We start from the raw sequence: 1803 nt of genomic DNA on the forward strand, positions 1-1803 counted from the left end.
CTGGACCAGGTGGGGGACAATCGGGGGGTGAGCGAGCACATCCTCGACGAGCTGTCCTGGCGCGGCCTGATCGCGCAGTCCACCGACCTCGAAGCCCTGCGCAAGGATCTCGACTCGGGACCGCTCACCCTCTATGCCGGTTTCGACCCGACCGCGCCGAGCCTGCACGCGGGCAACCTGGTGCCGCTGCTGATGCTGCGCCGCTTCCAGCGCGCCGGGCACCGGCCGGTCGTGCTGGCGGGCGGCGCCACCGGCATGATCGGCGACCCGCGCGACACCGCCGAGCGCACCCTCAACCCGCTGGACACCGTGGCCGAGTGGGTCGGCCGCATCCGCGGCCAGCTGGAGCGCTTCGTCGAGTTCGACGACGGCCCCACCGGCGCGGTCGTGGTCAACAACCTGGAGTGGACCGGCCAGCTGCCGGTGCTGGAGTTCCTGCGCGACGTCGGCAAGCACTTCTCGGTCAACGTCATGCTGGCCCGCGAGACGGTCAAGCGCCGCCTCGACGGCGACGGCATGTCCTACACCGAGTTCAGCTACCTGCTGCTGCAGTCGCACGACTACCTGCACCTGCACCGCAAGTTCGGCACCAAGCTGCAGGTCGGCGGCTCCGACCAGTGGGGCAACATCATCGGCGGCGTGGACCTGGTCCGCAAGGTCGACGGCGCGACGGTGCACGCGCTGACCGCACCGCTGGTCACCGACGCCGAGGGCCGCAAGTTCGGCAAGTCCACCGGCGGCGGCAACGTGTGGCTGGACCCGGAGATGACCTCGCCGTACGCGTGGTACCAGTACTTCGTCAACGTCGGCGACGCGGACGTCCTGCGCTACCTGCGGATGTTCACCTTCCTGCCCGAGGAGGAGATCGCCGAGCTGGAGCGGCAGACCGCCGAGGCGCCGCACCTGCGCGCCGCGCAGAAGAGGCTGGCCCAGGAGTTCACCGACCTGGTGCACGGCGAGCACGAGACCCGGCAGGTGATCGCCGCCAGCCAGGCGCTGTTCGGCCGGGGCGAGCTGCGCGAGCTGGACCCGTCGACGCTGGACGCGGCGATGGCCGAGGTGCCCACCGGGGAGGTCCGCCTGGCCGATTCGCCGACCATCGTCGACCTGCTGGTCGCCTCCGGCCTGGCGGACAGCCGCGGCGCGGCCCGGCGCACCGTCAAGGAGGGCGGGGCGTACGTGAACAACGAGAAGGTCACCGACGAGGAGTGGGTTCCCGGCAAGGAGGACCTGCTGCACGGCACGTGGCTGGTGGTCCGGCGGGGCAAGCGCAACACCGCGGGCGCGCGGGTGCTCGTCTGACCTGCGCAGACCTGACCGGCAGCGGCCGTCCACCCACCTGGGTGGACGGCCGCTGCCACATCTTTCTGTGATCGCGGTCACACTGTTGTGCTCGCGGTGCGTCGGATACCGTGGTTGTGAGCCCGACACGGGGTGCTTGACCTGCGGTTTTCCTCCGTGTCGGCGGCTCGTGCCCCCCGATTTGACCCCAGGTTGGCGGGCGTGTAACTTTCTCTCTGCCAGCGCGGAACGGGCCGGGGAAACCGGAACGGAGTGCGGCAGGTCACGAACCAAGCTCCCACGGTTGTGGTAGAGTGGGTGACCGCGAAACGGAAGACCCAGTCGAGACCCCTCAGGGGTCGTTCCGACCAGGGCGTCTAGTTTCACCACAAGCATGAATGACAGCACTAGCCTCTGATCGAGCCGTGAACCCGGCGAGTGACGATGAGCGCGTGTTCTTTGAGAACTCAACAGCGTGCCGAATAGCCAGTAAATTGTATGAACCTCGTCAAGAGGTTTTCC

At 68.6% G+C, this 1803-nt stretch carries 1 protein-coding gene; it reads left to right on the forward strand.

All coding sequences use genetic code 11. The features are described 5' to 3' along the window. Positions 1–27 precede the first annotated feature (27 nt). A complete protein-coding gene (gene tyrS / locus IEZ00_RS12275) occupies positions 28–1302 on the forward strand; it encodes a tyrosine--tRNA ligase (protein WP_189223293.1) in 1275 nt (424 codons plus the stop codon). The last annotated feature ends 501 nt before the right edge of the window (positions 1303–1803 follow it).

The organism is Saccharothrix coeruleofusca (genome assembly GCF_014648515.1).
GTDB classification, from domain to species: Bacteria; Actinomycetota; Actinomycetes; order Mycobacteriales; family Pseudonocardiaceae; genus Actinosynnema; species Actinosynnema coeruleofuscum.